This window comes from Chryseobacterium sp. DT-167 (assembly GCF_058310155.1).
The window spans coordinates 1-26,105 of sequence record NZ_JBZEEQ010000010.1 but is presented as its reverse complement, the minus strand read 5'-3'; the positions used below and the strand labels follow the sequence as shown (position 1 = coordinate 26,105).

Sequence of the window (26,105 nt, the reverse complement as noted above, 5' to 3'; positions counted from 1 at the left end):
TTTCTAATCTATTAAAATTCTATAATCAAAAATTTCTTTTCTGTTCTTTAGAATTGAATCAAAATCAATGGGACTAAAATTAATTTTTCTATGATAATATTCAAAATCGTCATGGTAGATTTCCAAAATCTTTTCTTTTATTTCTTCATCCCGATTTTGTAAATATTTTTCACAAAGACAAAGTGCCAATTCTTGTTTTGCAGATTCAAATTTCCATTGATTTCCTGCTATATATTGATCATTTATTTTGAGTTCTTTTTTCTCATCAAGAACATCATATTCAATCATACAAGATTTAAAACTCACTTCTCCTGTATATTTTTTGTTACACGAAAAAAATATTGTCAAAAGCAAAAATAAGTAGATTAATTTCATTTTTTAGATTCCAGTTGTTCGATCAAATTTCCCTTCACCACTGTAAAAGCATAATCCTTCGCTTCAGCAAACGAAATCTCATATTTCCGTGCAATATTTCTTAAATTTTCCGGGAATTTTGATAAAAGCTGATCATAAAAACGATCCAGAAAATCCCTTGACGGCATTTTGTATTTAATTTTGAGCTGAAAACGTCTGATAATCGCTGTATCAATGATTTCTGCATGATTGGTGGCACAAAGTAAAAGCGCATTTTCGGGATAATAATCGATTAATTGAATCAAAGTATTGACGAGTCGTCTCATTTCGCCCACATCTTTGTCGTCGCTTCCACGAGCTTTTCCGATTTGGTCGAGTTCATCTAAAAATAAAACAGATCTTTCTCTCGCAGCTTTATCGAAGATCATTTTGATGTTTTGTGAAGTTTCGCCGATTCTTGAGGAAACAATGTTGCTGAGATTCAGAATGATGATATTTTTACCTAAAGCATTTGCAATCGCTTTTGCCGTCATGGTTTTTCCGCAACCTGAACTTCCTTCTAGAAGGATTTTGTTGTTAACGGGAAGTCCGTATTCCATCAGTTCTTTGGCGTAAGTCCGTTCTTTGATGAGCTGTACAAACTGCTGTTTATTTTGTGGTGTAAGGAAAACATCATCGAGCGTTACTTCTTCTTTATCCTGAATGATGAGGTTGTACAGATTCATTTTTAGCTTTGTTTAAACTGTTGTCCTAGCAAAGATAATTCTTTAGAATCTTTTTAGAATTTAATTATAAATCGAAGTTTAAAATCGTTTTGAATTTTTCAAGATAATTTTTATCTGAAAAATTAATGAAAAAATTTTTCTGCCAAGCCTGAGTTTTGGTCGCTTGCCTATTTTCAGGAAAGTTCCAATCCGGATAAACTCTGAAGCCGCGTTTTCCTTCCTTGGAAAAGGTTGTCAGAATTTGTTTTTGAGACAGAATATTTTTAGGAAAAAAGAAAAATCCGCATTTTTCATTGTCTTCACAGGCAATGATATAAAAATCAAAGGGATCTTCGAAAGTGAAAGGTTCGGTTTGTTTACTTAAAGGATTTCTCTTCCACAAAGTCACAAATTGTCCGGTTTTCTTAGGAGTGATTTTAGCTTTTCTGAATTTGATGCTGAACTGATCAAGGCTGAAACTGTGACCAAAATATTCTTCACATTCAGAATCAGGCAGAAGATGAGAAATGATTAAACTAAGTTTAGAAAAAACTAAATTTTGAAGTTGCCAAGGTTCTGTAATCATTTATTATGTTTTTTGCGCTGTTTTACTCCGGTTGAGTAAAACAGCGGGCAGTATTGTTGATTACTGCAAACATAATAATATCAGCTGATAAATTTGCTGAATAGTAGGTTTTTTATTTCCTATTAGTTGTTTTCTCTTTTTACTGTTGCGATGTAAGAAGAAACTAAAACTGCGCATGTTGCTACTCCGATAATTGCGATCATAATTTTTAAATTTTTATTTATATTAATATTTATTGCGAATTCTGTAATGCAATATTACGGCTTTCAAATTATATTGACAATATAAATATTATGATGTATATCAGTTTGTTACGGTATTATTAAGTTGTTTTAGCCTAAATGTTAATTAGCTTATTTTAAAATTTATGTGTAAAATGGCTGTAAAATAAATTATTTTATTCGTAAAATAATGTGAATTTGTTAATGTATTCGTATTTTGCATTTGAGACTTAATAATTCAAATATTATAAAATGCTTTGCATAACAAAAATTAAAGCACTTAAAAATCATGCTTCAACGATCAAAATGAATAAAATTTAATGAGCTAATTTTCGATTTTCAGTTTGGTAGCAAGATCAATATAATTTCTGATCATTCTGACAGAAAAAGCTCGTGCGTTTGCTTTTTCCCGTATCTTTTTTAATGACTTCTGCACCACAGACCAGACAGTTTTTCTGATGATAGATCTGAAAATGCTTACTTAATACATTTGCTTTTTTCCATTTTTTAAAGTCGAAGCCGTAATTTCTTGCTTCTGCAATGATTTCTTTAAGCTTTTTCGGCGGTAAATTTCCTATCAGACTTTCCGGATGAATACCAACTCTGAATAACGCTTCATTTTTGATAATATTTCCAACGCCGGAGAAAATATCCTGATTCATCAGTGCATCACAAATCATCAGTTTCGGTGTTGCTTTTAGAGTTGCAGCTGTTTTTTCAGGATCCCATCGGTCACTCATGATATCAGCTTCCCAGTTGATTTTTTTTAGAAAACTTTCATCAATGATCTTAACAGAGCAAGTATAAAAATACATTCCGCCTTCTTTGAAAGTCAATCCCAATCGGAGCGTGTCAATGTCTTTCCTTTTATATAAGCTGTAAGATCCGAACATTAATAAATGAATTTTAAAAATGATTTTATCAAAGATCAGATACGTTTGTTTTCCGAAAGTTTTTATTTCTCTTAAAATCTCTCCATTTATTTCAGATGTATCAGAAACTTCGCTTCCGTCAACTTCAGATACTTTTTCACCTACAAATTTTTGCAGATCTTCTTTCATAAGAACAATTGTGGGACCTTCAGGCATAATATTGTTTTCAACAAAAACTCAAATATTATTCCTTTAAAAGTAAAATTTGAATTAATTTTGGAAAATGATGAATTTGAACCAGATTTTCACGAGTCAGCGTACCGGGAACAATCCCAATACGGTTGCTTCAAGAACAGATTTTCAAAGAGATTTTGACCGTATTATTTTTTCTTCTGCATTCAGAAGATTACAGAACAAAACCCAGGTTTTTCCGCTTCCGGGAAGTGTTTTTGTACACAACCGATTGACGCATTCACTAGAAGTGTCGTCTGTAGGAAGAAGCCTTGGAAGTGTGATCGGAGAATTTATTTATGATCATTATAAAAGTGATCTTACAGAAGATTCTAAAAATTTTTACCAGCATAATTTGGGAAATGTAATTGCCGCAGCATGTCTCTGTCATGACGTGGGAAATCCCGCTTTCGGACATTCAGGAGAAGATGCAATTGCCAGCTATTTTGACCGGAATGAAAATGATCTCAAACCCAAATTCAACGAAAAAGAGTGGGCTGATCTGGTTAATTTTGAAGGGAATGCCAATGCTATTCGCGTTTTGGCTCAACAGCAACAAGGGAAAGATGCCGGTGGAACTCAGCTTACGTTTGCAACTTTAGCAAGTATTGCAAAATATCCCTGTGAAGCAATTGCCAAGAAAAAAGGTATTATTCATCGAAAGAAATTCGGCTTTTTTCAAAATGAAAAAGATATTTTCCTTGAAATTGCAAGAGGGACAAATTTAATTTCTGAAAGTGAAGATCCTCATATTTTTAAACGACACCCTTTTGTATGGCTGGTAGAAGCGGCCGATGATATCTGCTACAATATTATCGATATGGAAGATGCTCACAGATTGGGGATTGTTTCAACAGCGGATTGTAAAAACCTGTTTTTTGAACTCGTAAAATCCGAAACCGATGATGTAGACAGAGTGAAGAAAAAGCTTGATTCTATCGGAAATGACAACGAAAAGATTTCCTATTTAAGAGCAAAAGTAATTAATGCTTTGATTAATAAATCGATCTCAATGTACAAGCAGAATTTCGACAAAATTCTTGAAGGAAATCTCGACAAAGCTCTGCTTGATATTTATAAAAGTGAAAACAGGGCTTTGCAGGATATAGAGAGCTTTTCGGTTGAAAAAATATACAATCATAAAGCAGTTGTGGAAATCGAAAATGCAGGATATAATGTAATGTACGAGCTTCTTGACCATTTTATACCTTCAATTTTAAAATCTGAAGATAAAATCAAATCTTACGATACAAAAGCATTAAAATTAATCCCCAGACAGTTTATCTATGAAGAGGGAAGTGATTACCAGAAAGTTTTGGGTGTGGTTGATTTTGTTTCAGGAATGACAGATAACTACGCAACTGATCTTTATCGGAAAATAAAAGGAATCGATATCGGAATGACAATGTAATTTATTCATTTACATTTCATTATTTGCGTGGAAAATTGTATCTTATCACCTAATTCATAAATAAAAACAATATGGTGTATTTAGGTATTCTGGTCTTTTTCGGACTTGTCACATTATTCGCTTCATTTTTTACGGTAAAGCAAGAATCTGCAGCTGTGGTGGAGAGATTAGGTAAATTTTTAAAGGTTAGTCATGCAGGTTTGCATCTGAAAATTCCTTTTCTGGATCAGATTTCAAAACGTCTGAATCTTAGAATTCAGCAATTGGATGTCATTATTGATACGAAAACTCTGGATAATGTTTTCATTAAAATGAAAGTTTCGGTTCAGTATCAGGTGATCAGGGAAAATGTGAAAGATGCTTATTACCGCTTGGAAAATCCTGAAAATCAGATTACGTCTTACGTATTTGATGTCGTACGAGCTGAAGTTCCGAAAACAAAATTAGACGATGTTTTCGTAAGAAAAGATGATATTGCAATTGCTGTTAAAAGTGAATTGCAGGAGGCGATGCAAAGTTATGGTTATGATATTATCAAAGCTTTGGTTACAGATATTGATCCGGATGAGCAGGTAAAACACGCCATGAACAGAATCAACGCTGCAGAACGTGAAAAAACCGCTGCAGAATACGAATCTGAAGCTCAGAGAATAAGAATTGTTGCGGTTGCAAAAGCCGAAGCAGAATCTAAAAAACTTCAGGGACAAGGTATTGCTGATCAAAGAAGGGAAATTGCAAAAGGTCTGGAAGAGTCTGTGAAAATGCTGAATGCAGCAAATATCAATGCGCAGGAAGCTTCTGCATTGATCGTGGTTACGCAGCATTATGATACGTTAAATTCTATCGGAGCAAACAACAGAAGCAATTTGGTTTTGTTACCGAATTCTCCTACAGCAGCAAGTTCGATGCTGAATGATTTGGTTGTTTCTATGGCGGCGACTCAAAAAATGGAAGAATATAGTAAACCTCTATTGCCGAATCCTCCTACAAACAGAGGCGGACATCACGAAGAGCTTTAAAATACATCCCTTTTACTATCTGAAAGGGATTTTTTTATTTCTTAGTTTTGGAAACCTGTTTTACCAAAGTGTATTTGATTGACGAACCATCCATTGGCGGATTGGTTGATTTTTCTGTTCTTACTCTTAAGACATATTCAAATCCAGGTTCGAAAGTGAATCCTTCAATATTGCTGTAGAAATTTCCCCAGTTATCTGATTCTTTTTCTTTTACCTGAAGACACTTCATGGGTGCAATTCCGGTGCAGTCGACGGTATTTGAAGCTACAATAAAGATTTTTTCATCACCTGAAGCTGTATTTGGTATCGGTTTGCATTGTATTAATAAAGCTGCTATTGCGAATGTGCAGCTTATTGTTTTTGAAAAATTTTTCATAATACAAATATTAGTGGTAATCAAATTTAAGCTTTTTGTTGAGTTCTGAATTTTTGTTTTCCAATCAGCAATTCAAAAAACAATCTGAAGTCTGAGATCAAAGACCAAAGCGGATACTTGAAAGTTGCAGGTCTGTTTCTTTCAATAAAGGCATGGCTCAGCCACGCAAAACCGTATCCGAATATCGGAATATACCATAGAAATCTTTCTTTTCCTGTATAAATTACAAAACCTATTACGGCAAAAACAAATAAAATTCCTAAGAAGTGAAAAATTCTTGTCCCTGATTTTCGGTGCTCTTCGAGATAAAATTCATAGAACTCCCGGTATGTATTGATTTTTTTAGACATGGCGTTGGTATTTTAAATTCTTAGAAAAACGTCAGCAATAATTTCGCCAATTATTTATGATTAAATCCGGGTGAATGCAGATTAACCGTTCCACATAATCAAATGACAGTATTAACCGAAGCAAGAAATGTACTGATGGTGCATTTAATGACCATTTTCATTCTATTTTAAACTTAGCCTTTTTAAAATATAATAAATTGTAGCGGGATGTAAAAATAAAAAAAGGAAAAAGCACTACTGAAAGTGCCTTTTCCTTTGCGTGACCTCGGAGGGATTCGAACCCCCAACCCTCGGAGCCGAAATCCGATATTCTATCCAGTTGAACTACGAAGCCGTTTGTGTTATAGTGTCTAAGAGTGATAAGGTGTCACAGTTTGTCTATAACTCTACCGCATTAAAACGTTATTTTCACTCCTCCCAAAATCTGTGCACCAAGAACCTTATATCCTTTGTACGTTTGGTATTTTGAGCTCAGAAGATTATTTCCGAGTGCGAAAATACTGAAATTTTTGTGAACTTTATACTCTGCAGACAAATTTAAATCTGCATACCCACCAACTTTATCATTGGTATCCTCTGTTGACTGAAAAAACGATGGTGAATTTCCAAGACCTTCAAAGGTGTAAGAATTTGTTGTTCTGTCAGTTGCAAAGATTCCTTTGAAGCCTAATGACAGCTTTTTCTCAAACATTGTATATTTTGCTCCGATACTTCCCGTAACTAAAGGAACGTTGTAAATATTGTCATAATTCTTCAAATCATACTTTAAGAATCGTACATCGGCATCAACAATCAGGTTTTCCAGCGGGAAATATTGCAGACTTCCTTTAATATCACTTACGTTTCCGTCATCATAAACTGCAGAAAACGTATTGGCAAAATCGTAACCCGGACGGTCTAAAGTAAATGTATTGTCGAACAAATTATTCCCCTGGAAGAACATAATATTTCTCATTTTTCCGAACCCTGCAGAAACGTCATACTTAAAGGTTTCATCGATATCACCTCTCAAACCTGCATAAAAATGATATTGCGTTTCAGTCGGTCTCAACATTTGGTCAGAAACCAAAAATGGATTTTCCTGCAACAATTCAGAATAAGTATTCAGTTTTAAACCACCATCAACTCCACCATAAAACTTAAATTCTTTAGCAGCAGCCACCTGAAATTCAGCCTGTGGAAACCAGTAAGTTTTATTATTTTTTAATTCTTCAGCTAAGATTACATTTGAATTTCTTGCATTTAAAAAAGAAAAAGAAGAACCCAACATCAAATAAGATTCACCTTTTGCAAAAGTGACTTTCGGGGCAATATTCGCATTGAAAAACGTTGATGAATTTTCGTTTAATAAAGCAAAATCTGTTTTTACGGTTTCCAATCCTAATCCCAGATCTGCATTCAAGACAATTCCGTTATCAGAAAGCTTTACAGCGTGCTTTGAAAGGTTTGCCAAAATGGAGGCCTGATTTTCTTTAGCATCAAAATGATCACTCAAAAATGAAGATTTTACCCTTACGTCATTTAAAATTTCATTAGAATAAAAATCATAATAGCCGTTTACTTTAAACTGATTGACTTTTTGTTTTAAATCTATATCCGCAGAAGGAGTCAATGCATAAATTCCGTAATAATTGTAATTATCTAAACCGTATTCAGCATTCACATTGATTTTTCCTTTTTCACCATAAGAATTTAAGAAAGCTCCCAAAGTCGCCGAACTTTGATTAGAATCCCAATCGTAAACTTTCTTCAAACCATTGGTAGAAAGCACATGAACATCTGCTCCCACTTCGATTTTATTCTCAAGCGTTTTAGAAATATTGGCATCCGCTAAAATCTTTCCATAATTCCCCATTCCGAATTGAAAATAGTTGTTCTGAGCCGTTGCATCAAATTTTGGCGCAACATCTTCACTCTGAATAGTCGAAGTTTTAAAATCTGAAACCGCAGGAACGTCTGTAATAGTATATTTTACAGGATTTGCTGATTTCTCTTCCGGCGGATAGTTTTTCACCGTTTCTACAGAAGTTTTCTTCTTCTCGATTTTTTTTACTTCCGGTTCTCTTTTCTTGTTAAGAATCAGTTTTTCCTCTTTGATCTGAGAAAATGCCACAGACGAGATTCCCAGAAATAATATAGATAGTATTTGAATTTTCTTGTTCATATATGTTGTATTAATGTATAAAGTAAAAAGTATTAATGATTAAATAACATCGATACATCTTACATAAATACGACAGTACATTATTTTTTAATCAATTTTTTAACCTCTTTCGCTTCTGCAACAATTTCCGGGAAATCTGCATAATTGGCAATGATCTGATCACAAGTGTAACTCGCCTGATAATTATCTTTCAGACCAATATAATTTTTCGCCATCAACACCAATGCTTTCGCTCCCCAATAATCTTCTGAAGCGTAGTTATTCGCCAATTTGAAAATCGTTTCGTTAGAAGATTTGAATGCTTTTCCTTTGTTTTGGTAGAATGCTTTAGCGTATAAAGCTTCTGCCGCAACTTCTGTGTTTGACGATTTTTCAAGTGAAGTATAAGCTGTCTGTGCATCTTTATCTTTTCCTGAATTCATCAGACTTCTCGCCTTGATTACTTTTGCAGTTTCAATAACCGCAGCCGAGTTTTTGTTGTTGGCAATTACGGCATCGGCTAATTTTTCAGCCTGTGAAAAATCTTTTTCTTCCGCATACATTTTCATCAGTTCTACATTGGCGTAGTTTCTGACGTTGATGTTGGAAGAATTTCTGATATTTTCCAAATACTTTTTAGCTTCAGCAGAATTTCCCTGAGCGATGTAAATCTGTGCAACACGGGTTTGCGCGTCATCCTGATAATCGTTCTGAATATTTGCTATTTCCTGCAAAACCAATAATGCTTTTGTAGGATTATTGGTCTGATAATAACTTTCACCCAGCTCATATTTAGCCTGATAAAGACCTTCACCTGTCGGATTCTGAGTTAGATATTTCTCGTAATAAGAGATAGCATTTTTATAATCTTTCTTGGTGAAATACTGTTTTCCGGTTGATAAATTGATTTCGTCAATCTCAGAAGCATCGATATTGACACCTACATTTCTCGCAAAATCAGCATATCCTGAAACATCACCGTTTTTAGTAAAAATAGGTTTTGCAGCCTGAACGATTTTCTGTGCGTAAGCTGTATTTTTATACTGTTCGCCAATAGATCTTAATTCAGACAAAGCTTTATCACTTTGGTTCTGGTCAATATAATTCTGTGCTCTGTAAATGGAAGCATTGGCAACCAAATCTTTATCAGGAGAAGATTTTATGACCTTTCCGAAGAAATCATTAGAATTGGCAAAATCATTCTGAGCTGCATAGGCAACCCCCATTTCGTATTGTGCATCATCAATATATTCCGAATCCGGATATTTAGAAATCAATGATTTTAGATTGGTGATTTTTGCTGCGTTATCATCTTTGAATCCTAAAGCCAACGCTTTTTGGTATAAAGTATAATCGGTAGCATCTTCGTTTTTATCATAAATCGCAATTGCCTGATCAAGATCGTTATTAGCGTAATTGATATCCGCTAAACGAAGTTCTGCATCATTTTTAAATTCAGGTTTCGGATTTTTTAAATATTGTGTAAAATACTGCTCAGCCTGATCAAATTTTTTAGATTTAAAATAAGCATAACCGATGTCGTAAGGCAACTGCTGCTTTTCAGGGAACGTTTCATTAGTCAGTTTTTCATACCGGGCAATCGCAGAAGGATAATTTCCTTTCTGATAATACACTTGGCCCAACCAATACAAAGCTCTGCTATTGAATTCCTTATTTAAATCAAATTCTAAACTTCTGAGAAAGTATTTTTCCGCTTCGTCGAAATTCCCTTTGTTAAATTCTTCCGTTCCTAATAGATAAGAAACTTCCTGATCTACTTTATCCGTTTCAGGAGTGGAATTCGGCAATTTATCGATCGCATTCAAAGTTTCTTTAAAGTTTCCTGAGTACAGATAAGATTTTACCAAGAGTGATCTCATCTCTGCTGTTTTAGCCCCACTCGGATTTGCCGTAATATAATTCTGAATCACGGTTGTCGGGCTTTCAAAAGGATTTCCGATGTCGTAACCTAATTTTGCATACTGTTCGTGAGCCAGCTGCTTTACACTCGCATCATAGTCCATCTGATAAGACGAACGGAATGCCGAAAGTGCTTCCTGCTTTTTTTCTACCGCCAAATATGCATTTCCCAATTGATAGTAAGCATTCTGAGCCAAAGCTGAATTGCTGTTTAACAACTGATTATAATAAGAAACCGCTTCATTATATTTTTTAAGCTGGGCTGCCACAAATCCCATTTCATACAAATCGTTTTCAGAGGGATTCTGCTGAACGCTCAGATAATCTTTCAGATGCGGGTAAGCCGATTCGTAATCATTCTTCATGAAATAACTTTCACCGATGATTTTATGAACTTCCGCTTTGTAAGATTCTGAAATATCTTCATTCAACAACGCATTTCCTTCCGATATCGCTTTATCGTAATCTTTATCATTGTAATGCATCTGAACATAGTACGGACGCACGAGTTTTGAAAATTTAGGCTGATCTTTTACCGAATCAAAATATTGGAAAGCCTGATCGTTCTGACCTTTTGAATAAAATAAATGTCCCAGCATATAAGCAATATCGCCTTTCTGAGAGTCATCTGCAGTTTTATAAGCTTCTTCCAGTGCATCAATCGCACCTTTAGAATCGCCTATCATAAATTTAGCATACCCCAGTTTCAGAACATACTGTGTATTTTCTTCACGGGTCAATTGATACTGATTAACTTTTTTCAAAGTTTTCAAAGCCTCGCTGAAATCTTTCTTGGCCAAATAATAATCTGCCAAAGGTAAATTTGCCTGAGCAAAATATGCAGAGTTCGGATATTCTTTCATAAAAGCAGTCAACCCTTCTTCAGCATGATTTTTTTGAAGGATGACCCCGATTACATTATCAAAAAACTGTGCAGCTTCTTTTTTCGACTGCTCCAGATTCTGATTGTAGAAATACTGTCGTGCATACTCATATTGAGAAGCATTGTATACTTTGGTTTGATATAGATTCTGAGCAAGATTAAACCTGTAGTTTTCCTTTTGGGTAAAGTATTGAGACTGTTGCGCTTCGGAAACTCCGAAATAGAAAACAGCAGCCGCTAAAAGTATTTTTTTTGATTTCATTAATATCAAATTTTAACATGGGTAAGCCTTCAAAAATAAGACCGTTTATCTTAAATTTAAGATAAGTTTTTATCCACAAATTATCAACGAAAATATCGAAAAGATATTGTATAAACAAGTCTTTTCACATAATGTTAGTATGTGGATTATTTTTTAATACTAATTAACTTTTCAACAAGAAATATTAAGAAAATCTTAATTATTTCACAGAAATAATTACATTTGTTTTTTTCAACATAAATCGTCATTGAATGAATCAACTTTTCAGAAGAAAACAATACTCAGAAACAGATACATCTACAAGTCTATTACGGGTTTTGGGAGTTTGGGATATCGTATTTTTCGGTATTGCAGCAATTATTGGAGCCGGAAGCTTCAGCAGTTTGGGTGAAGCAGTTTTCAGAGGTGGTCCCGGTGTTATTCTTCTCTATTTGATTTGTGGTTTTGCCTGTGGTTTTACCGCATTATGCTATGCCGAATTTGCGAGTAGAATTCCAACAGCGGGTTCTGCTTACACATATGCTTACGCCAGTTTTGGTGAATTAATCGCCTGGATTATCGGCTGGGCTTTGATTATGGAATATTCTTTCGGAAATATCTACGTTGCATTCTCATGGTCAGATTATTTTACAAGCTTTCTTGAACGTCTCGGAATGCATATTCCTGATTATTTGACTTGTAGCTACACAGAAGCTCATAAAGCATTCTTAAACGGTTCTGAAAACAAAGAACTTATCAATGCATGGACAAATGCACCGCTTTTTGGAAGTTTAAAATTCATCGTTGATATTCCCGCATTGGTTATAAACGGATTAATTACCTGGCTGTGTTATCGCGGAGTAAAAGAAAGTAAAAACTTTAACAATTCTTTAGTGATATTAAAACTTGCCGTAATTGTTTTGGTTATTCTGGTTGGCTTTTCATACATCAATACAGAAAATTGGACCCCCGTAAGTATAGAAGGAACGAGATCCTTTATGCCGAATGGTTTTGCCGGAGTAATGAGCGCCGTTTCCGGAGTTTTCTTCGCTTACATCGGTTTTGATGCTTTGAGCGTGCTTTCTGAAGAAACAAAAGATCCGCAGAAAACTTTACCAAAAGGAATGATTATTTCTTTGGGTTTATGTACTGTCATCTACATTTGCCTGACTTTGGTTTTAACCGGAATGGTTGATTACAGAAAATTTGATGGTGTGGGAGATCCTCTATCTTTTATATTTGAAAAAACAAATGCAAATGTCGCATGGATGGAGCTTACCGTCTCATTTGTAGCGATTGTAGCGATTACAACAGTTTTATTGGTTTTCCAGATGGGACAGCCAAGAATCTGGTACGCAATGAGCCGTGACGGATTGATGCCGAAAAAGTTTCAGGAAGTTCATCCCAAATATAAAACACCTTCTTTTGCAACGATTGTGACGGGTATTGTAGTAGGAGTTCCCATTATTTTTACCGATAAAAGTTTCATTCTTGATTTTACAAGCATCGGAACGATCTTCGCTTTTGTATTGGTATGTGCAGGAGTTTTGATGCTTCCTCCAAAAGAAAAAATCAAAGGCAGATTTCACCTTCCTTATATTAATGGAAAAATCATTTTCCCTGTGATTTTTATCGGAGCTTTGGCGGGATTTTACTATTTACAGCCAGAATTTTTTGATACTTTAATGGATTGGAAAGATCCTAAAAATGGAGAATTCAGAGCTTCTATTTTCTTTTTTATCTTAATTAATTTAGGACTATGTGTATTGACTTTCATTAAAAACTTTTCACTGATTCCTTTAATCGGATTAAGTTCTTGTCTGTATCTCCTTACCGGGATGAGCCACGAAAACTGGTTCTGGTTCGGACTCTGGTTTGCCGTAGGTTTGGTGATTTATTTCTGCTATGGATATCAGAACAGTAAGTTGAGAAAAGCATAGTGAAAGTGAAAAGTTGTAAAGTATTATTACCAATGGTTTTATTTGGTATAGGCTGTGCTGCAATGATGGGATTGCCGTACTCGATGGTGTCACCATCAATTCCGCCAGATAAAAGAGGAGTTTATATGGGAGTTATCAATATGATGATCGTAATTCCTATGTTGATCCAGACATTAACATTCGGTTCTGTTTACAAATATTTTTTAGCAAGTAATCCGTCTAATGCCATCATTATGGCAGGATTCTTATTTTTACTGGCATCTGAGTAGAGTCAGATTGACATACTGTACAAAATATTTCTTAACTTACTGTATCAATTTAGCTTGCAGGATTATCAGCAATTTAAAATTGATTATCATGTCTGAATAGTCTTTTTGATATTCTCAGTTTCAGGTGACGGTACAACAATCCACCACAATAATCAAAAAAGGGTGAACCAAATGGCTCACCCCTTATCTTATTTCATTTTTATTTAAGATTGGATAAATTCCAAAATATCTTTATTAATGGTAGCCGCTTCGGTAGTCGGCATTCCGTGAGGAAACCCCGGATAAGTTTTTATCGTTCCGTTTTTCAGTAGTTTAATTGATTTTAAAGCCGCATTCTGATAAGGAACGATTTGGTCATCTTCACCATGAAGCACCAAAACAGGAATGTCAACAGCCTGCAGATCTTCTCTGAAATCTGTTTCGGAAAACGCTTTGATACCCTCGTAATGAGCCACGATTCCACCCATCATTCCCTGTCTCCACCAGTTTCTCTGTACACCTTCTTTCACATCTGCACCTTCTCTGTTATATCCGTAGAAAGGGATTGTAAGGTCAATATAGAACTGCTGTCTGTTGTTAAGAGTCTGATCTCTGATGTTGTCAAAAACTTCCATCGGTACACCATCCGGATTACTTTCACTTGCAACCATAATTGGTGGAACAGCACTGATTAAAACTGCTTTTTTCGCTCTTCCTTTCGCATATTTATTCACATAGCGGATTACTTCACCACCACCTGTAGAGTGCCCGATGTGGACAACATCTTTCAGATCCAGAAATTCTACCAATTCGGCAGCATCTGAAGCGTACTGCTCGATGGTATGACCATAAATATTCTGGCTGGAACGGCCGTGACCTCTTCTGTCGTGAGTTACTACTCTGAAGCCTTTCTGTAAAAAGAAAATAACCTGTGCGTCCCAATCGTCCGAAGACAATGGCCATCCGTGGTGGAACATCAATACTGGTCCTTCTCCCTGGTCTTTGTAAAAAATCTCTGTTCCGTCTTTCAATTTTAGTGTGCTCATGATTTACTTTTTTTTAATGTTGTGATTAATTTATTTTAAAATGTTGTTGTCTTAATTCTTTAGCAAATTTAGTTCTGTGAAATTCAATTCATCTTAACCTAGGTTAAAATCGTTTACTCCGGTACGTTTTTTTTGCGCAGCTTTACCCTTCTTCTTTTAAACAGAAACTTCCAATTGCTTACTTGTCAAAAGATTTTTGATTTAATTTTCGGTACTTTCCTCCAATAGCTCAAACAAATCTTCTGCACCGCCACTGAATTTTTTTCCATTTACAAAGAAAGACGGAGTTCCGTTTACACCGCTGATAATACCGCTTTCAAAATCTGAATCTACTTTTTCAGCCAATCCGTCACCTGCAAGATCTTTTTCGAACTGTGGAATATTCAGTTTTAATTTTTCTGCAAGCTTTATAAGAAAATTATTATTCAGATGTTGTTGGTTTTCAAAGATCGCATCATGCATTTCCCAGAATTTCCCTTGTAAACCGGCTGCTTCTGCTGCAAGAGCTGCAGATCTTGCATATGGATGCATTTCAGATAGCGGGAAATTTCTAAAAACAAATTTGATCTGATCTCCGAATTCCTTCATCAGTTTTTTGAGAACAGGATAAGCGGCTCCGCAATATGGACATTGATAATCTCCGTATTCTATAATAACAAGGTCGGCATCTGGGTTGCCTTGTGCGTGGTCAGTGTTGCTGACGGCTGGTTTTAATGACATAATTATTTTGTTTTAAGGTTTTCTAAGGCATCTAAAATTCCGTCTGCTCCCGGATTAATTGCTGTTGGCGACAGATAGCTCCATTCAACGATTCCATCTTTGTTGATAACGTATAATGCGCGTTTACATTCACCTTCTTCCTCGTCATAAACACCATATTTTCTTGCGGTTTCTCCTTTGGCTTCAAAATCTGCCAACAATGGGAAATGTAAATTTCTGGATTGTGAAAAAGCCAGATGACACCACTTGCTGTCTACAGATATTCCGAAAATCTCTGCGTCATATTGTCTGAAAAACTTTAGCGTTTCGTTGTACAAAGCCATTTGGTCGCTACAAACCGGGCTCCAGTCGGCAGGGTAAAAAGCAAGGACAACATTTTTTCCTTTGAATTCTGATAACGTAATTTTCTGGTCGGGCGTTGCAAATAATGTAAAATCGGGGGCAACATCATTTTTCTGTAACATAATATTAGTTTTTTTGAATTTTGTTATCGTAAAATAAAATTCTGAATTTACGATACGAATGGGTGTTTCTATTTTATTTCTTCCGTAAAGTTACTTTGGTTTTTTCATTCTAAAGAGCTTTTGGGTAAACGGGCAAAATGAGTCGCTGAGATTCAGGAAAAGGGCTGATTGTATTTTCCTGTCAATGCTTTATTTTCTATACTTTTTGCAAAGTTGGGTGTTTCTTCGTGGTTGTGAGCATCTGATGCGGCTTGTCTGGATGCAGAAGCATCAACGAGCCGAATGTCATGTTCTTTCAGATATTCAAACATTTCCGGTGTGGCTGTTGCGTGGATTTCGTTGGTGTACAGTGTGGTGCTTTCATCAATTTTTGTTGCTTTCAGCTCCCATAAAACCTGAACTTTAGTCCGTCCGCCTTTGGTAATAGAATCAGAGATCGAGAGCATACGACAGTAATCAGCGCGGTGTTCCACAGCTACATAATGCTGCACCATCAATGCATCACCTATTGTTTCTACATTCAGGGAAACCGGTTGTCCGTCATAAGTAGTAGAAATAGCCGCTCCGATATGTTGGGTAGAGCATCTCTGATATTCTGCATCGGGAAGATTCAGTAGCCAGTCTGCGATATTTACTTTTTCGATAGGCGCATTGATGATCGCTGTTACAGTAGAGTGGGATAATGCATTTTCCGGGGTTTGAGTAATTTCCATAATGTTTTGATTTTTGATTGTTACATTAATTTGTTGATGTAAAGCTACTATCAGATCAATTCAAAATCAGTTGGAATTCGATGAATAGGCAGAAAGTGTCGTTGAATAAGTAAAAAAAGAAATCAATTAGATTAAATAAGAACTCATGGGTATTCAGTTTGTCATCCCATAGGAATCTCAACTACATATTTAAAAGAATAACTTAGATTCCTGCTGAATGAAAAAAAACTGAACAATAACTTTATTATAGACAAAAAATCACTGGAAAATTTCAGTGATTTTTAATTTATCAGTTGGATATAAATCTCAATTATTTATATAGCCATTTTCTAATCAGCTTGGTATAATTCGGCATTACTGCAAATACCATCAAAAAAACAATACATCCCGAAATGATAAGCCCATCAAAATAATGATTGACAGGAATTTGTAGAAACCTTAAAAAAGGTAATACAAATAAGGGAATCAGGATTGATAACGGATATATTGCAGACCAGGTTGCCAAATATTGCTTCCAGCGTACGGGAACTCTATTGTCTGTTTTTTCATTGTAAAATAGAAAATCCAAACCCGATCTGATCTGGTAATTATCTTCTTTCGTAAACAGCGGATGTACTTTTTCAATCATTTTTTTACGCTCATCAGATTCCATCCAGCTTCTGAGGTTATCGATGGTATCAAAACGGATAATAACAGTATAAACAAAGGTCAGATTAGGAATAGGGCGAACAATCTGCCAGTCGATAAAACCAGGAGCATTCCTGGAAACCGGCAGGATCTCATCAAGCCATTTTTCATATTCAGCCTGTTTCCCATCTAAAACGTGATGGGTAATGACCACAGATGCACCTTGTGTTTCCATAATTATGGGATTTTATAATTGCTCCATTATTTTTTTCGCTTCTTCAACTGCAGATCTGACGATGCTTTTTACACTTTCTAAAACATTCTCCACAACTGTATTCTGCTCTGTTGTCATTTCCAGTGTGGTGAGATTTTTTTCCAGATGGGGCAGAAGTCCCATAATTGCCACACTCGATTTCAGGTCGTGTGCTCTTAGTTTTACAGTTGTGAAATCCTTATTTTCGTAAGCAGTCAAAAGTTGTTCCAGATGTTGAGGGACGTTATTGATAAACTGCTGCGTTACAGTTCGTTCAAAATTTTTATCGCCGCCGCTTACAGACTGCATATAAGATAAATCCAGATATTGAAATGTAAGCTGAGTACTTACTTCTTCATTCGTTTGATTCTGTTTGGTTTCCTGTAATCCGAATCTGGATATTAATTTAAACAGCTCTTCCTCTTTGATGGGTTTTGAGATATACTCATTCATTCCGCGGCTCAGGCATTTTTCCCTTTCGCCTGCCAATGCGTGCGCGGTCATTGCGATGATGGGAATATCAAGTTTTAAGACCTCACGGATTTGCCTTGTGGCAGCATAGCCATCCATCTTTGGCATTTGTATATCCATCAGAATAAGATCATACGTCTCACTGATCAATTGCTCAACTGCTTCCGAACCGTTAGAAACAATATCGAAACTGATATTCCACTGCAAAAGCAGATGCTTCATCAGGCTTTGATTGATAGCGTTGTCATCTACCACCAAAATCCTCAGCGGTGCATTGGCTTTATCTTTAAAATAGTCGGTATTAGCAGTCGGAAGGATAGTAAGCTGTTCTTCCGAAATGTCGTACGGAATATAAAAATGAAACACTGTTCCTTTTCCCTGCTCGCTTGTGACTTCTATATCGCCTTTTTGCAGCAATATGAGACTTTTTACAATTGATAAACCGAGTCCTGTTCCGCCATAATTTCTGGTAGTTGAATCTTCACCCTGATTGAATCTTTCAAAGACTTCATTCAGTTTTTCTTTATCAATCCCGATTCCCGTATCTGAAACTTTGAAACCGATGATGACTTCGTTTTCAGATTGCTTTTTGTTGTAAATTTCGATATTAATGCTTCCCTGGTGAGTAAATTTGATGGCATTCCCGATAAGATTGACCAAAATCTGTGTCAGTCTGGTTGCATCACCAATCAGTGTGTCCGGAATTGAGGCTTCAATTCTGCTGGTCACCGTCAGTCCTTTTTCTTTTGCACGTTCTGCAAAAAAAGTTTCTACAGAATTCACCAATCCGTTGATGCTGAATATTCCGGGTGTTATGCGCATCATTCCAGCTTCTATTTTTGATAAGTCTAGAATGTCATTGATGATCGCCATCAGATTTTCCCCCGATCGCTGGATGGACGATACAAATTCTGCAGAGGTAGAGTCCAAAGGTCTTTTCTGCAATAGATTCGTAAAGCCGAGAATTCCGCTTAGCGGTGTTCTGATCTCATGGCTCATATTGGCAAGAAAATTTTCTTTGGTTTGTGCAGCTACAGAGGCTTTTCTCTCTGCAACGTCCAGCTCCTGAATGAGCAATCGCTGCCGGCTGAACTGGCGGAGAATATGAAAGCCTACAACACCACCGCTCAAAACCAGCAGAAGTAATAATGAGATGTCATACAGCCTTGCTTTTTTTCCCATCTCCTCACTTTTTTTACTGAGATTCACCATATCGATGCGGCGGTCTTCATAGATTTTTGCCGTAATCTCTGTGATTTCGTTGGAGATCCTTCTTGCGCGTGGATTGGCAATGGATGTCTGATCATCCATATTTCCCAGCATATTGTAACGCTGAAGAAGCTTTTCCTTGACAAGCTTTTTTTCCATTGCGAGAACGCTGAGCCGGTGTATCAGTTTTTCCTGTCCTGCATCTGTATTGTCTTTTGAGAGAGAATCGAGAAAGTTTTCCACTTCATCTATCTTTTGGTCTATTCCGTTCAGATGTGTAGTATCATTTGTTGCGATAGATGCCCTGATTCTGCTTTCAACACTCAAAATGTCGCGGTCTATTTGTCTGAGATGGTTGCTGGAACGCAACTCATTGAGAAGGATATTGTTGTTTCGGATAAGTTCCTTCGTGTTTTTAGCCGAATTGATCTGAACGGCAATCAGTAACAAAGAACCGGCTATGAATGTGAGGATGATAAAATAACTGAACCGTTTGTTGCCCATTACTGAAGATATGTTTTTCATAAATGAATATGTTATTTTTTATCATAGAGTTTGTCATTCTGTAGGAATCTAGGCGGTCTTGTTTTACTGTGTTTAGATTCTTTCAAAATGACAAATGTTGTATCAGACTCAAATGTCTAAATTTGCGTGGCGTAGCCTGGCTTGAACGGAGCTCTTTTTATTTTTATTAAAAATAAAAAAGCGGGAGTCCTTCGACTTAGCTCAGGATAAATTCAGACGGATTAAGCTGCCCAAATAATTAATAATAGCCACCTAAAAAACATTCATTCGGGTGTTGAGTGCTTTTCGGTAAGCATCTGCAACGGGGATGAACTTCCCATTGATCATAATTCCGCCATCCTGTAATGTATCAATCTTGCCGACAGAAACGATGTATGAGCGATGAACTCTGATAAAATGATCTTTAGGCAAACGTTCTTCCGCTGTTTTCATCTTTCCGTGAATAGCAAACATTTTTTCGCGTGTATAAAATTTTACATAATCACCCATCGCCTCGGCATAGAAAATATCATCCAGCTTCAAACGTCTTGTAATATTGGAATCTCTGACAAACAAAAATTCATCTTTGGTCATTTCTACATTTTCTTTTCTGCTTTCAAGAATCGATTGCACTTTGCTTACTGCCTGTAAGAATCTTGCAGGCGTCACCGGTTTCAGGATATAATCTGCGATATTCAGCTCAAAAGCTTCAAGTGCATATTCTTTGTTGGAAGACATGAAAACGATAATGATATCTTTTCCGGAAAGGTTTTTCGTGAGTTCCAGTCCTGTCATTTCCGGCATTTCGATATCGAGGAATATGAGATCTACCTGATTGGTCTGCAGGTGATTGTAAGCTTCAATGGCATTTGAGAATTCGTTGACAATCGTAAGATTGGGAAACTGTTTTGCCAGATGTGCCAAAGTTGTTCTCGCAATATCATTATCATCCACGATCAGAGCTTTCATAAGAATAGTTATTTATGGTTGACACAAATATAATTATTCCTTTTTGTATTTCTAATATTTCCAGGGCTGATTATCTGAAGTAAGAACGTATCATCCATGCCATTTCTTCATGGGTTTCCATCAGCCCTGTAATGAAATCACTGGTGCCATAATCTCTGTATTCTTCTGCAAAAGGAGTGATGTTTCCACGTAGGAATTCAATGATGCTTTCGTGGTCGCTCAGCAAGTCTTTCATAAAGCCGGATCCGTCATTTGTTCTTTCGCTGTACTCTGTAAGATGGGTAAGCTCCAGGTAGATTTTCATTGTTGCGGGAGCGTAATGTCCGATTTTACGCATACGTTCGGCTACGCTGTCGACCAGCTCATCCAGCTGTCTGTACTGCTGTTCGAAGAAGATATGATTGGCGTGGAAATTGTCGCCCGTCACATTCCAGTGTGCGTTTCTGGTTTTGGTGTAGAGGAGAAATTCGTCAGCGAGTAATTTTGCCAGTTGTTCTGCCACTGCTTCTGTGTTTTGTTCTGTAATTCCGATTTTTGCTTTCATAAGAGTAGGATTTAATATTTAGCACTTTTGCTTTTTTCTACTGTAAAGATCTGTCGGAATCTTACGGAAATGAGATGGTTTTCGGTGAACAGGCAAAAACGGTCGGTAAGAAGATTGTTTTAAATGTTAATAAGAGATTATCAATAATGAGTTTATTGAATTATCAAAAATGTTCGGGCTTGAGATTAATTAGCAATCTTTCATCTTGTCTTTTATCTACAAATTCTAAGTGTAATATTTAGACAGAAAAAAAGCATTACGGTTATGATAATCTGATTTAGTTACCAAATTTTTTAGAATGTATTTTCTTCTCCTTAACTTTTATCACAAACTCAGGAAGTGTATAGAGTTCTCCGGCTTTTATAGAAAATGCAGCAAGTTCTGTCTCGCAGTATGTATTTTGGGGAAGTGTACTGATATTCAGTGAGACGGTATAATTTCCTGTAGGTAAGAAAGAAATAAACTCACCGTCATCGTCTGTATTTACGGTTTCCACCAGGGTGTTGTCTTTATAAATATTAAATATGATTCCATTTGCTCTGGGATTGAAATCAACTGCTGTTTTATTGTCAAATTGATATTTTACATGTCCTGCAACAGTACCGTTCTGATGAAGCGGGATCGCAATTTCAAGAGTGTACTGATTGACATCCAGCATTTGGTCATCATAATACCAACCTTCCTGCACAGACTGTTTTAAACGGTATTTCCCAAACGGTACATTCTTATATGAAATCTTCCCTTCAGAATCGGTTTTAAAAGCAATATTATTGATGTTGATCAGGTAACCTGAAGCTATTTTTTCATCAGAATCAAATATATTGTTATTGTTGTTGTCATGAAAGGCAAAAGCGTAAATATCAGATTTTTTCTTTGTGCTTAAAGTTGTTTTCTGCAAGTTTAAGGTGACCCCTGCTTCAATGGTAAAAATGTTGTTTCTGATGTTGGCTGATGAATAGTTATATATCGATGAATTTATAAAAAACTCGTACAATCTTGTATGCCATTTCAGATTACAAAATGCTGAAGGTGATCTTCCGTAGATGTTATCATCAGTATAAGAGAGTCCGGATGTGACGCTTAATTTGTCTTTTAATAAGATATTGCTGTAATAAACAGATGCGCTGAGCTTTTTATATTTCTCATTTTTATCAATGAGTTGCGAGAAAGCGTATTCTGAAAGATAATAACTTCCTGACTGATATTGAGAAGCAAAATTAATTTTTCGGTAATTATAATTGGCAATAAATTTTCCCTGAAACTGCTGGCTTTCTTCGTTTGGGTACTGTGCAAATCCCAGCTCAAGAGCCAGAACAGCAGAATGTTTCCTGTTTTCACTGATCCAGTTGGTATTCTCTACAATTCTGTGGGCTTTGATTGATAAATGGTTATTTTGATTTTGTAATAGAAAAGTATTGTACGAATTAGATTTTTCCAGTTGATACTGGTATGCAAAAGAATAACCCACTGACCCTGTTTTTGCCAGATTCAGTCCGGTTTCCATTTTAATATTGTCCGAAGAAAGCTGAGTGTTATAAAAATAATATTTAGGCGAATAATTAGTATAAAAAGCATTAATGAAGGCATAATGTTTTTGAAAGACCGTCAGATTGGCATTCTGCTGGATCTGCAAACTCCCTCTTCTGTTTCCGGGATAATAGTCTGAACTGTAAAAGATATTTCCGTTGAGATTCAGTTTTTTTATAATTCCTGAATACTGAGATTCAAGCGCAAGAGAAGGTTTGGTAATTCCGTTCTGGTCATAAAAGCTTATTCCACCGTATAGTTTTGATGAGGTCTGCCAAAGATTATTGAAGCTGTGCGTAAATTCAGTTCCGAGCAAATGGTGTTTTGCTTTCTCAAAAGGGTCATTTTTAAAAATATAGATGGATGAAAGATTTCGGGAAAAATTATAAGGATTAAGAATTCCTTTAACATAAAAACCGTATCCGTTTTTCAGAAAAGAATTTTTCTCCAGCAAGCTGAAACTTTGTTCAATGAAACCTACCTCAATTTTTTTGTCTTTTGCGGAATTTAAAAAACTGTACTCTATGCCTCTGCCAAAAAGTGAAAGCTCCAGAAGTTTACTGATATTTCCCAGTGTAAATTCGCTTTTCTCGCGGCGGTAAGAAATATAGGTGTTGTTGACCACAGGATCAGTCTGCGAATTCATCATAAAAATATTTCCGTTGATAAAAATGTATCCCGATGGGACATTAAAACCACCGCTTCCTAAAACCTGATACATATCAATATTGTCTCCCACTCTGCGATAGCTTGTGGTAATCGAATTTTTTGTACTGCTTGCAAAACCATTCTGCTGCTCATCCTGAAATTTCTGAGTGTTTGAAATGCTCTGTACAGAAATTCTGGTCGTACCGAATATTTCTTTATCAGGATCTTTAAATCCGGTAACGTTTATATCAAAAATATTTTGTTTCAGAAGCTCCTTTGAGGGTAAAAAGCTGAATGTGAACATAGAATCCTGTTGCGGACGTAATGTTCCGTGCTTTTCAATAAAAAGACTGCTGTCATTATGGTTGGGGATTTTAAAAACCACTGTTGTCTGCTGCGCTCTGTTTCCTTTGTTGGAAACCTTGATTCTGATTTTTATAGAATCCTGACTGTTGTTTCTGAAAATCTGTGAAGTTTCGGCGATCATTTGGAGAAGACTGGTTTCCTCTACTTTATGAGTCACTGTTTTTTCATTGATTTTCTGATCGTAATGATCGGTTAAAATAAGATTGATGTTGGCATCTCCTGCATCTGCATTATTGCTGACAAAGAATTTCAGAGAAACAAATCTTCTTTCATTTTTCTGCAGATCAAGCATAATATCATGTCCCAGAATAGATTTGAATCCTTTAGGAGTTGATATTTTTATTTTACCTTTAAAATTTTCATTCGTATTGTTTTCTACGACAATTACCAGATCAATAATTTTTGATTCTTCACTGTACGATTTTTCATGGATATCAAAAAGGATATTTTCCGTTTTGGTCTGAGCCAACAAAAATAGCGGACAAATCAATAGCAGAAAAGTCGTAAAGTATTTAAAATTCTGAATACGAACGGGTAACATTATTATTGCGGAGTTATCTCGTATTGTAATGTCGCAGAATATTCATCGGGTTTGGCATTAATGAAGTATTCGTCATTAGGTTTTGTGAAATACTTGATGGTATAGTCAAGATTTGCACCCTGCGTTGAAGAGCCTTTTGCAATGGTCTGTGAAACGGTATTTAAAAAAACCGTGTTAAACGATGAACCGTTGTTTTGTGTTGCAGGCAATATATTCATCTGAACATTGCTTACCGGGATTGTTTTTCCGCTTGCCGATATGAAATTATTTTGAATAGCCCTCACTGTTATCTGAAAATTTGTATTGGCTTTTACGGTAAGCGCATTGGGATAAGTAACGCTTTTACCGTCTTTATAATCCTGCATACTGCTAAATTCCAAAAGACCATTGGTCGCGTTGCTGTTTACTTTCAGTGAAAGTTCTGTACTTGGAGGAGGTGTTCCGGAAAGTGTACCGATCTGAAATTGAAACTGATGATCCATCTTTCCGATAATCATATTATTTTGATCATAGGCGGTAAATTCTATCGGGGCTGTAAAGGTAATCCAGGCAGGATAATTCCCAAGATATGCTCCGCCTGCAACGATAATGCTGAATTTTAACTGTAAATTATAATAACCGTTATTTTGGCTCGGCTGATTATACAAAGGTGCATTTGATTTTGGAATTAACAGAAAATCTGAACCTTCTGTAACAACAGTGTTGAGAGGGATGCCGATTTCTGCTATTGTTGGAACAGGATTGGGATGAGCCTGCCCTGTTGATGAAACCGGCTGAAAAGATATCTTATTAGCAGGAAAAATGTATGATCCGCTGTTGGCAGTAATGCTGCTTTTCAGACGCGCTGTTAACCTCCAGTTTGGGATATTAAAATTTCCGTTTCCGGCAAAGGTAACGGTATAGGCATCAGGATTTGTATTTCCCTGATATGAGTTGATCTGAAGATAACTGTTCGTCCAGGATGAAAATGATATTTGAGCATGTAACCGGGTGATAAGAAAAAATATCATTATAAAAAAGCAGAACTTTTTATTCATAACTAAAATTTAATTCGCCCATTTCCAGATTTTCTGCATCACCGTAATCTATAAGTACGGATGCGGTGTATTTGCCTTTTTCAAGCGGGGTCGGAAGTGCGATTTCCATTTCCCGTTTGTTTCCTGGCATGGTGTAAAATACCATCGGGCTCAAAGTTGATTTTTTACCGTTATCAGCATTTAAAATATCAGTTGTCACTTTACCGTCAACCCATATTTCGGCCTGATTTTCAAAATTCAGTGTCAGCGACTTTCTTGCTGCATCAAATTTTAGATCAGTTATTTCAATTTTTTTCTTTGTTGCTTCCGGTTTTTTATGAAATATTTTAATTCCTGAGCGGATGCTTACTTTTATATTTGCGCCCTTACTGTCAACATCATCCACCGGATTCATCTGGCTCACGTACAGCAAAGCGGTGTGGGCAGACAAATTTTCTTTTGACAGAGTAGGTGAGGTGATCGTTATTTCAATATCACGTCTTTCTCCGGGTGCCAACGAAAAATAGTTGTCTCCTTTTTTGATGGTAATCCAGCCGGCACAGGAGTTGGGAAGTGTATTGGCGGGATGCATCTGGTTTTCTCCTTTTGTATCATATTCCCAGTCGCCAAGACTCACTGCGAGGTCAAGGCTGTTTTTTGCACTTACATTGGTCACGGTTATTTTTTCGGTATTACTGATACCGGGACCAGATTCAAAATAAAGTCTCGGTGGCGATACTGATATTCCGGTTTGTGCTTTTGTATTGAAAGCAAATACAAAAAATAGTAAACAGAACAGCTGAAATTTATTTTTCATGAAGAAAGTACTAATAAAGAGAAGTGCTGCAAAAACTGCAACACTTCTCTATAGATTTTAAGTTTCCCGGGATTATTGAGATACGATAGTGTAGGTCAGTTCAGTAGTGTATACTGTAGGATCTTGTCCTGCAATATAGTTGTTCAGGTAAGCGTTTGCACCTGCTCCTTT

23 protein-coding genes and 1 tRNA gene are annotated in these 26,105 nt (G+C 36.2%); 4 read left to right on the top strand and 20 right to left on the bottom strand.

The features are described from left to right. Nucleotides 1–3 precede the first annotated feature (3 nt). From AC4FQ5_RS13665 to AC4FQ5_RS13650, 4 genes are all read right to left on the bottom strand, one after another. Entirely contained in the window at nucleotides 4–375 is a 372-nt protein-coding gene (locus AC4FQ5_RS13665) for a hypothetical protein (protein WP_491144139.1), read from the bottom strand. Continuing rightward, a complete protein-coding gene (locus AC4FQ5_RS13660) occupies nucleotides 372–1,079 on the bottom strand; it encodes an AAA family ATPase (RefSeq protein WP_491144137.1) in 708 nt (235 codons plus the stop codon). Before AC4FQ5_RS13660 ends, AC4FQ5_RS13665 begins: the two co-directional genes overlap by 4 nt. A 64-nt stretch (nucleotides 1,080–1,143) precedes the next feature. After that, nucleotides 1,144–1,644 carry a MepB family protein gene (locus tag AC4FQ5_RS13655; protein WP_491144135.1) on the bottom strand — a complete coding sequence of 167 codons (501 nt, stop codon included), beginning with the start codon at nucleotides 1,642–1,644 and terminating at the stop codon, nucleotides 1,144–1,146. A gap of 577 nt (nucleotides 1,645–2,221) precedes the next feature. Next, nucleotides 2,222–2,953, bottom strand: coding sequence for an endonuclease (locus AC4FQ5_RS13650; protein ID WP_491144133.1), 732 nt, complete (start codon nucleotides 2,951–2,953; stop codon nucleotides 2,222–2,224). Between the two features lie 70 nt (nucleotides 2,954–3,023). On the opposite strand from AC4FQ5_RS13650, the gene AC4FQ5_RS13645 reads away from it, so the two are divergent. Together AC4FQ5_RS13645 and AC4FQ5_RS13640 are read left to right on the top strand one after the other, a co-directional pair. Then, entirely contained in the window at nucleotides 3,024–4,379 is a 1,356-nt protein-coding gene (locus AC4FQ5_RS13645; protein WP_491144379.1) for a deoxyguanosinetriphosphate triphosphohydrolase, read from the top strand. Nucleotides 4,380–4,450: 71 nt separating this feature from the next. Beyond that, entirely contained in the window at nucleotides 4,451–5,398 is a 948-nt protein-coding gene (locus AC4FQ5_RS13640) for an SPFH domain-containing protein (RefSeq protein ID WP_491144131.1), read from the top strand. Nucleotides 5,399–5,432: 34 nt separating this feature from the next. Here AC4FQ5_RS13640 and AC4FQ5_RS13635 read toward each other — a convergent pair whose 3' ends face one another. The 5 genes from AC4FQ5_RS13635 to AC4FQ5_RS13615 form a co-directional block, all read right to left on the bottom strand. Then, on the bottom strand, nucleotides 5,433–5,774 hold the full coding sequence (locus tag AC4FQ5_RS13635; protein WP_491144130.1) for a DUF4377 domain-containing protein: 342 nt from the start codon (nucleotides 5,772–5,774) through the stop codon (nucleotides 5,433–5,435). Nucleotides 5,775–5,800: 26 nt separating this feature from the next. Beyond that, on the bottom strand, nucleotides 5,801–6,124 hold the full coding sequence (locus AC4FQ5_RS13630) for an Mpo1-like protein (RefSeq protein WP_491144127.1): 324 nt from the start codon (nucleotides 6,122–6,124) through the stop codon (nucleotides 5,801–5,803). Nucleotides 6,125–6,384: 260 nt separating this feature from the next. Next, a tRNA-Arg gene (locus AC4FQ5_RS13625) sits at nucleotides 6,385–6,458 on the bottom strand. A gap of 60 nt (nucleotides 6,459–6,518) precedes the next feature. After that, on the bottom strand, nucleotides 6,519–8,288 hold the full coding sequence (locus AC4FQ5_RS13620; protein ID WP_491144125.1) for a TonB-dependent receptor: 1,770 nt from the start codon (nucleotides 8,286–8,288) through the stop codon (nucleotides 6,519–6,521). A gap of 80 nt (nucleotides 8,289–8,368) precedes the next feature. Beyond that, nucleotides 8,369–11,332, bottom strand: a complete 2,964-nt coding sequence (locus AC4FQ5_RS13615; RefSeq protein ID WP_491144123.1) for a tetratricopeptide repeat protein — start codon at nucleotides 11,330–11,332, stop codon at nucleotides 8,369–8,371. 251 nt (nucleotides 11,333–11,583) lie between these two features. Between AC4FQ5_RS13615 and AC4FQ5_RS13610 the strand changes: the two genes are divergently transcribed. Both AC4FQ5_RS13610 and AC4FQ5_RS13605 read left to right on the top strand, forming a co-directional pair. Next, a complete protein-coding gene (locus tag AC4FQ5_RS13610) occupies nucleotides 11,584–13,251 on the top strand; it encodes an APC family permease (RefSeq protein ID WP_491144121.1) in 1,668 nt (555 codons plus the stop codon). After that, nucleotides 13,251–13,520 carry a hypothetical protein gene (locus AC4FQ5_RS13605; RefSeq protein WP_491144120.1) on the top strand — a complete coding sequence of 90 codons (270 nt, stop codon included), beginning with the start codon at nucleotides 13,251–13,253 and terminating at the stop codon, nucleotides 13,518–13,520. Before AC4FQ5_RS13610 ends, AC4FQ5_RS13605 begins: the two co-directional genes overlap by 1 nt. 203 nt (nucleotides 13,521–13,723) lie before the next feature. Here AC4FQ5_RS13605 and AC4FQ5_RS13600 read toward each other — a convergent pair whose 3' ends face one another. The 11 genes from AC4FQ5_RS13600 to AC4FQ5_RS13550 form a co-directional block, all read right to left on the bottom strand. Further along, nucleotides 13,724–14,545, bottom strand: a complete 822-nt coding sequence (locus AC4FQ5_RS13600; protein WP_491144118.1) for an alpha/beta fold hydrolase — start codon at nucleotides 14,543–14,545, stop codon at nucleotides 13,724–13,726. A gap of 201 nt (nucleotides 14,546–14,746) precedes the next feature. Beyond that, on the bottom strand, nucleotides 14,747–15,265 hold the full coding sequence (locus tag AC4FQ5_RS13595) for a DsbA family protein (protein ID WP_491144116.1): 519 nt from the start codon (nucleotides 15,263–15,265) through the stop codon (nucleotides 14,747–14,749). Nucleotides 15,266–15,267: 2 nt separating this feature from the next. Beyond that, the gene (locus tag AC4FQ5_RS13590; protein ID WP_491144114.1) at nucleotides 15,268–15,729 is read right to left on the bottom strand and encodes a redoxin domain-containing protein; all 462 of its coding nucleotides are present in this window, start codon (nucleotides 15,727–15,729) and stop codon (nucleotides 15,268–15,270) included. Between the two features lie 152 nt (nucleotides 15,730–15,881). Next, the gene (locus tag AC4FQ5_RS13585) at nucleotides 15,882–16,442 is read right to left on the bottom strand and encodes a hypothetical protein (protein ID WP_491144112.1); all 561 of its coding nucleotides are present in this window, start codon (nucleotides 16,440–16,442) and stop codon (nucleotides 15,882–15,884) included. A 310-nt stretch (nucleotides 16,443–16,752) separates the two neighbouring features. Continuing rightward, the gene (locus AC4FQ5_RS13580; protein WP_491144110.1) at nucleotides 16,753–17,304 is read right to left on the bottom strand and encodes an antibiotic biosynthesis monooxygenase; all 552 of its coding nucleotides are present in this window, start codon (nucleotides 17,302–17,304) and stop codon (nucleotides 16,753–16,755) included. 12 nt (nucleotides 17,305–17,316) lie between these two features. Further along, entirely contained in the window at nucleotides 17,317–19,527 is a 2,211-nt protein-coding gene (locus tag AC4FQ5_RS13575) for a hybrid sensor histidine kinase/response regulator (protein WP_491144108.1), read from the bottom strand. 252 nt (nucleotides 19,528–19,779) lie between these two features. Next, complete coding sequence (locus AC4FQ5_RS13570; RefSeq protein WP_491144106.1) at nucleotides 19,780–20,475, bottom strand: LytR/AlgR family response regulator transcription factor; 696 nt, start codon at nucleotides 20,473–20,475, stop codon at nucleotides 19,780–19,782. A 70-nt stretch (nucleotides 20,476–20,545) separates the two neighbouring features. Next, entirely contained in the window at nucleotides 20,546–21,019 is a 474-nt protein-coding gene (locus tag AC4FQ5_RS13565; protein ID WP_491144104.1) for a Dps family protein, read from the bottom strand. A 277-nt stretch (nucleotides 21,020–21,296) separates the two neighbouring features. Beyond that, the gene (locus AC4FQ5_RS13560; protein ID WP_491144103.1) at nucleotides 21,297–24,101 is read right to left on the bottom strand and encodes a hypothetical protein; all 2,805 of its coding nucleotides are present in this window, start codon (nucleotides 24,099–24,101) and stop codon (nucleotides 21,297–21,299) included. A gap of 2 nt (nucleotides 24,102–24,103) precedes the next feature. Next, on the bottom strand, nucleotides 24,104–25,111 hold the full coding sequence (locus AC4FQ5_RS13555) for a hypothetical protein (RefSeq protein ID WP_491144101.1): 1,008 nt from the start codon (nucleotides 25,109–25,111) through the stop codon (nucleotides 24,104–24,106). Nucleotides 25,112–25,130: 19 nt separating this feature from the next. Continuing rightward, nucleotides 25,131–25,934, bottom strand: a complete 804-nt coding sequence (locus tag AC4FQ5_RS13550) for a fimbrial biogenesis chaperone (protein ID WP_491144100.1) — start codon at nucleotides 25,932–25,934, stop codon at nucleotides 25,131–25,133. Nucleotides 25,935–26,105 lie beyond the last annotated feature (171 nt).